Annotated in this window: 7 protein-coding genes; 3 read left to right on the top strand and 4 right to left on the bottom strand. The window is 66.8% G+C overall.

The window, feature by feature from the left end:
- Window positions 1-7 precede the first annotated feature (7 nt).
- On the bottom strand, window positions 8-1,099 hold the full coding sequence (locus tag PSR88_RS01060; protein ID WP_016881183.1) for a sugar ABC transporter substrate-binding protein: 1,092 nt from the start codon (window positions 1,097-1,099) through the stop codon (window positions 8-10).
- A gap of 150 nt (window positions 1,100-1,249) precedes the next feature.
- Between PSR88_RS01060 and PSR88_RS01065 the strand changes: the two genes are divergently transcribed.
- Entirely contained in the window at window positions 1,250-2,614 is a 1,365-nt protein-coding gene (locus PSR88_RS01065; protein WP_016881182.1) for a hypothetical protein, read from the top strand.
- Window positions 2,614-3,603 carry a glutamate ABC transporter substrate-binding protein gene (locus tag PSR88_RS01070; protein ID WP_016881181.1) on the top strand — a complete coding sequence of 330 codons (990 nt, stop codon included), beginning with the start codon at window positions 2,614-2,616 and terminating at the stop codon, window positions 3,601-3,603. The genes PSR88_RS01065 and PSR88_RS01070 overlap by 1 nt, the downstream gene beginning before the upstream one ends.
- Before the next feature lie 57 nt (window positions 3,604-3,660).
- Here PSR88_RS01070 and PSR88_RS01075 read toward each other — a convergent pair whose 3' ends face one another.
- The 3 genes from PSR88_RS01075 to PSR88_RS01085 form a co-directional block, all read right to left on the bottom strand.
- Entirely contained in the window at window positions 3,661-4,065 is a 405-nt protein-coding gene (locus tag PSR88_RS01075) for a hypothetical protein (protein ID WP_016881180.1), read from the bottom strand.
- A 175-nt stretch (window positions 4,066-4,240) separates the two neighbouring features.
- Window positions 4,241-5,005: a haloacid dehalogenase type II gene (locus PSR88_RS01080; RefSeq protein ID WP_016881178.1), complete on the bottom strand. Its 765-nt coding sequence runs from the start codon at window positions 5,003-5,005 to the stop codon at window positions 4,241-4,243.
- 101 nt (window positions 5,006-5,106) lie between these two features.
- Entirely contained in the window at window positions 5,107-5,268 is a 162-nt protein-coding gene (locus tag PSR88_RS01085; RefSeq protein WP_237735074.1) for an RGCVC family protein, read from the bottom strand.
- Here PSR88_RS01085 and PSR88_RS01090 point away from each other — a divergent pair.
- A complete protein-coding gene (locus tag PSR88_RS01090) occupies window positions 5,201-5,398 on the top strand; it encodes a hypothetical protein (protein ID WP_237723923.1) in 198 nt (65 codons plus the stop codon). The two genes, PSR88_RS01085 and PSR88_RS01090, sit on opposite strands and share 68 nt — an antisense overlap.
- Window positions 5,399-5,689: the final 291 nt, after the last annotated feature.

The raw sequence follows: 5,689 nt of genomic DNA on the forward strand, positions 1-5,689 counted from the left end.
CGACGGCTCAGCTGTGGTCGCCGCACACCGCGGATGCCGGGTCCGGTGCACAGATCTGCTGCCAGGTGTAGAAGCCGGAGTTGACCACGACGTCGAGGTTGTCCTTCGTGATGTTCTGCACGGGCAGGAACACCGTCGGCACGGCCATGTACTGGTTGTCGATCGTGCCGTTGACGATCTCCTCCGGAATGCCGTCACCGTGCAGGATCGATGTGGTCAGCTGCGCCGCGACCTTTGCCTGATCGGACAGATTCTTGAAGATCGTGTTGTCGAGGGTTTCCTGTGCGATCAATTGCAGCGCAGCGAGATTGGCGTCCTGGCCGCCGGTGACCGGGATCCGCCCGGCGAGCCCGCGGCCTGCCAGTGCCGCGACGATTCCGCCTCCCAGGTCGTCGTTCATGGTGACGAACAGCGCGATGTCGTTGTTCTCACGGGCCAGGCATTCCTCGGCGAATGCCTGACCTTCGGCCGGGTCCCAGTCGTCGATCGCGGTCTCGCAGACCACGCGGATCTTGCCGCTGTCGGCGAGCGGCTGCAGAAACTCGTCCTGGCCGAGCCGGAATTGACGGGTCCCGTATTCACCGAGGTTTCCCCCCACCCGGGCAATCTTCACCCCGTCGCCGGGCATCGCGGCGATCAGATCCGCGGCGCGGCTACCCTGCCGTCGGCCGACCTCGAGTGGATCGAAGATCACCTGAACGTCTGCCGGTCCACCGACCGCGTCATGGTCGTAGAGCACGACCGGAACGTCCCCCTCGGCGGCGGCGGTCAAGGCTCCACCCGAGAACCTCGCGTCCGTGGAGATCAGCACGAGCACGGACGCGCCCTCCGCGATCGCCGACTCGACCTGACTCTGCTGGCGGGCCGGATCGCCCTCGGCATTGCGGACCGTGACCGTCGCCTCCGGCGCGAACAGCTCCAGGAAGTCGGTGAACAAGGGTTCGTCGCGCTCCACGAATCGGGTGGTCGTCGTGTTCGGCAAGAAAAAGAAAACCTTCTCCTGTGCATCGTCGCCCTGCGGAGCAGGGGCCGCGCAGGCCCCGAGCACCACCGCTCCGACCGCAGCCGCGACGCTGAACGCGCGCACCCTTCTCTTCATGAGCCTGTCTTCATGAGCCGTGACCTCCAGCCTGATCGTGCCCAGTCTGGAGATACCCGCGGGCGAGGCCCGCTACTCGCGCGGGTCGATGCTTTCGGTGTTTTCCGACCGTGATCGGCGCACACTGAGTGCAGGGATGAGGAGGAGAAGGTGTTCCACCAGGACCGCGGCGCCGTATTCAGCGGAGATCGTGACACTTCGACGGCCGACGAGCATCTCCTGAACGAATCCCTTCTCGTCGAGCCCGAGGTCCGCCGGCGCCCCTGGCGCGAATTCCTCGCGTCGACGCCCGGACGCCTGTCCCTCCTCGCCGTCGTCCTCGTCGCGGTGGCGCTGACGGCCGGTCTCGTGACGTCCGCCGTGGTCGCCGCGCGGCAGCAGCGCATGGAAACCCTTCGCGCCCACACCGAACCGCTGGCGGACGCCGCGCAGAACCTGTTCAGCTCGTTGTCGATCGCCGACGCGGCAGCGACATCGTCGTTCATCGCGGGTGCCATCGAGCCGCTGGCGGTGCGCGACCGGTACAACCAGGCGCTCGGGGACGCGTCGAACGCACTCGTCACCGCGTCGTACGGCGTCACCTCCGGCGACGTCGAATCGTTGCGACTGCTCACCGAGATGTCGCGGCACGTCGCCGTGTACACGGACCTGGTGGCGACCGCACGGTCTAACGACTCCGCGGGAAATCCGGTCGGGGTGGCGTATCTCGGAACCGCTTCGGCTCTGATGCAGGACACCATCCTGCCCTTGGCCGAACACCTCTACAACGACCAGGCCCGCGCCGTCGCCGACACGCAATCCCACACCGCCCGGTTGCCCGCCACCGCTATTGTGGTCGCGTCGGCCGGGGTCGTCGTCCTCGCCGTCGCACACGCATACGTGGCGCATCGAAGCCGTCGCCGGGTCAATCCCGGGCTGGCGTGCGCGACGGTCCTGCTGGCCGCACTCGTCGTGTGGATCGTGATCGCCGGGCTGTTGTCGACGTCGGCGAGCGAACGCGCACGGATCGACGGCGCCGAACCCCTCGCGGCGGTCGCGAAGGCGAGGATCCTCGCCCAGCAGGCCCGCGCCGACGAGACACTGGGACTGCTCCGGCCGGGTTTCGATCCGGCCGGGAGCGACTATGCCCGGCACACGGACGCACTCTCCGCGATTCTGAACTCGGACGCGTCGCGGAACACCGTGATCGCGCCGACGATCGCCGATGCGTCCGCCGCGTTCGACGGATGGCGGAGCGCGCACCGGGATCTGCAGCAGAAGCTCGCAGACGGCGACTACCAGGGCGCGGCGGACGTCGCGGTCGGTCCGGGCGCGACGGCATCGACCGCCCAGTTCCGGGCCCTCGACGAATCGCTCGAAGACGCCATCACCGCCCTGCGCACCGAGGAACTCGACGCGATGCGGGAGTCGTACCGCACGATGGCGGCGCTCGCCGTGGGTGGCATCGTGCTCGCTGTTTCCGCAGCGCTCGCCGTCGTCGCGGGGATCGAACCCCGAGTGAGTGAGTACCACTGATGGTGCGAACACACCCGGAACGGCGACCGCGCTCCACCCGGCTGCTCGGGTGCCTCGCGTTCGGCGCTGTCCTGATTGCCGGCTGCGGCGCCCCCGACGCACCCGCCCCGAGGTTCTCCGGAGACTTCACGGAGTTTCCCCTGTCGGCCGGCGCCCAGCTCATCGCACCGTCCGACACGCCGCCACCGGATACAGAGACGCCGGCATGCGCAGCACCGGCCAGCCTCCGCCCGGGGACTCCGAGTTTCGGCGGCACGCTCGGCGATATCCGTGCCCGCGGCACCGTGGTCGTCGCGGTCGATCAGAACACCAACCTGTTCAGTTTCCGCGACCCGACGACCGGCACCCTCACCGGATTCGGTGTCGACCTCGCTCGGGAGGTCGCACGTGATCTGCTCGGCGATCCCACCAAGGTCGAGTTCCGGCCGCTCGGAACCGATGACGGCGCCGAGATGCTCGCCGACCGTGACGCGGACATGGTCGTGCGTCCGGTGGCCCTCCCCTGTCAAGGTCTCCAGGACTTGACGTTCTCCACGGTGTATCTCGAGGCCTCACGCCGGCTCGTGGTGCGGGACGGGTCGGGTATCTCCGGTCCGGCCGACCTTGCCCGGCGACGGGTCTGCACGCATCACGACCCGGCGTCGATGTCGGCGCTGTCGCGCATCGCCCCCAAAGCCACGATCCTTGCGGTCCCCGACTGGGACGACTGTCTCATGGCCATCCAGCAGCGGCAGGCCGACGCGGTCGCAGGCGCCGCCTTCCTCGCCGGTCTCGTCGCCCAGGATCCGAATCTCGAAATCGTCGGTCCCGAAACAGATTCCGCCCAGTACGCCATCGGCCTCGCTCCCGGAAACGACGACCTCGTCCGGTTCGTCAACGGCACACTGGAACGACTGCGCACAGACGGAACCTGGACGGCCCTCTACGAGCGGTGGCTGTCGTCGCTCGGCCCGGCACCCGGACCACCGGCCCCGGAGTACCGGGACTGACCGACCCCTCAGACGGCGGGCGCCACTTTTATCCCCCGAGTTCCACCACGTCCCGGCTCAGCTCGGATCGTCGTCGGCAACGGTCTTGGGCAGGCCGGTCCCCATCGGGTCGAGCAGGGCCGTGGTGCGCGAACCCCATCGCTCGTGCGCGGATTGGCGGGTCATCCCGGCGGCCTTGCCGATGGTCGCCCACGTCGCTCCCTGAAAGCGCAGGCCGAGAACGGTTTCGATGCCGTCCAGGCCGGCAGCGAGCTGTATACGAAGACTCAGCAGGTGCCAGGCCAGGGTTCGCTGGTTGGGAATGTCCGTGCCCTGCTCGGCGTCCCATTCCGCCGTGCCGGGAAGCGGCCCGGTGCCGATGATTTCGTCGGCGTGACGGCTTGCTTCGGCGGCCGCAACCGTTATCACCGCGCGAGCAGCGGCGTCGATTTCCGCACTGACGGCGCGTTCGACCAGTTCCATGACTACCTCCCAATTCTGTCAGGTATAGCCTGACAGGGATGGGACCTGGCGTCAAGAATTACCTGACACGAGGTGGGACGCGCGACCGGATTCACGGTGCTCGAATGTCAGGGCAAGCAATTCCAGGTCGAGTTCGACGCAGTCATCACGCGGGCAGTGGAGAAGGTTCGCCGCCTCACCTGAACCCTGTCGATCCCGCACGGAGCTGCGCTGCGAGATCAGTGATGTCGGTGGCTGAAATGTCCCAACTGCCTGTTGGCGCGAGATCATCCGTCTGGTGCGGTCCGTGTTCGACGGGCCGGAGAATGAAGGCTGTAGCCAGTCCTGTGGCGTGAGCGGCTTCGAGGTCGCCGTTGTGGGCGGCGGCGAGCATGACTTCGCCCGGGTGAAGACCGAGAACCTGTGCTGTCCGCAGGTAAGCCTGGGGATCAGGTTTGTATTTCCGGTTGATGTCGGAGCCGATGATCACGTCCCACGGGATTCCGGCGTTCTTGGCCATGTCGAGCAGAAGTGAGGTGTTGCCGTTCGAGAGCGGGCCGATGATGTACTCGGCTTTGATCGCCGTGAGCCCTGGCACGCTGTCGGGCCAGGGGGTGAGCACATGCCAGGCGCGCGCGAGCTCGTCGAGCTCTCCGGAATCGTGATTCGTGGGGTCGATACCCGATTCGCGGAGCACGAAGTCGAGGTTCTCGCGGTGCAAGATATCGAGAGTCACGAACTCGCGGGCGCCGGAAAGGATCGCGTCCATCGATGGCTGGTAACGGGCGCGCCACCGGTCGGCGAATGCAACTGCGTCCACCTCGAGCTGATGACGCGCCGCATAATCCGCAACAGCGGTGGCGATACCGGTGCGCCAATCGACAACGGTGCCAAAGGTATCGAACAACACGGCGCGGATATTGCGCCCCGTCGACGGGGACCGGAACGGCACACCAGCCATGGGCGTCCTTTCGACTCGAACGGATGACGTGGCATCAGAATAGTGCCGTCATACAAAGCCGTCGGCGAATCGAACGGAGCGCCCATGGGTGAGCGTCTGCTTCAGTACCGGGAGTAGTGCTGTCCACTCACCTGGTCACCGGCGCAGATGCACTTGCGTTCGAGGCTTCGCGCCGAGGTCACGGCACAGAACCGAATCCCGAGCTCGTCGTGGGAATCCGCGCTGTGTGGGCATGCCGTGCACGACGCCTCCGATTCCACCACCAGCGTGGGGCTCGGCGACTCGGAGACGAGGAAATTTGACACATCAGTCGGGTTCGACGCCATGGCGGCGCTCCAGTTCTCGGCCCTTCGACTGCGGGCCGCGGTGGGCGCCGAGGACGACATGGCATGACCGCGCATATTCGAATAACCCTCGACAACCACCACGCTACCCCCTCACGGCCCAACCCCGCCGCGTCACCATTCGTGACCTCGGCAGACGCACGGGTCGACCGCCTGATCGGGCGGGCCCTCTCGGCGAGCGCCGGAAGTCGGCCCGCAAGGCGACGGCCGGGGGCATCTTCGCAGGTACAGCACATACTGGTAGTAACGGACCCGGTCGTGCCCGCGATATAGATCAGCTAAGCCGAAACGTCCGACCCAGAGGCAATCGTCGTTGGTTGCCGTCGGGAGGTTCTAGCAA

This window comes from Rhodococcus sp. DK176, from assembly GCF_038447315.2.
GTDB lineage: Bacteria > Actinomycetota > Actinomycetes > Mycobacteriales > Mycobacteriaceae > Rhodococcus_F > Rhodococcus_F jostii_A.

Coding starts and splice junctions, on each gene's coding strand:
- PSR88_RS01060 (WP_016881183.1), bottom strand. CDS start 1,099: ATGAAGAGAAGGGTGCGCGCGTTCAGCGTCGCGGCTGCGGTCGGAGCG.
- PSR88_RS01070 (WP_016881181.1), top strand. CDS start 2,614: ATGGTGCGAACACACCCGGAACGGCGACCGCGCTCCACCCGGCTGCTC.
- PSR88_RS01075 (WP_016881180.1), bottom strand. CDS start 4,065: ATGGAACTGGTCGAACGCGCCGTCAGTGCGGAAATCGACGCCGCTGCT.
- PSR88_RS01080 (WP_016881178.1), bottom strand. CDS start 5,005: ATGGCTGGTGTGCCGTTCCGGTCCCCGTCGACGGGGCGCAATATCCGC.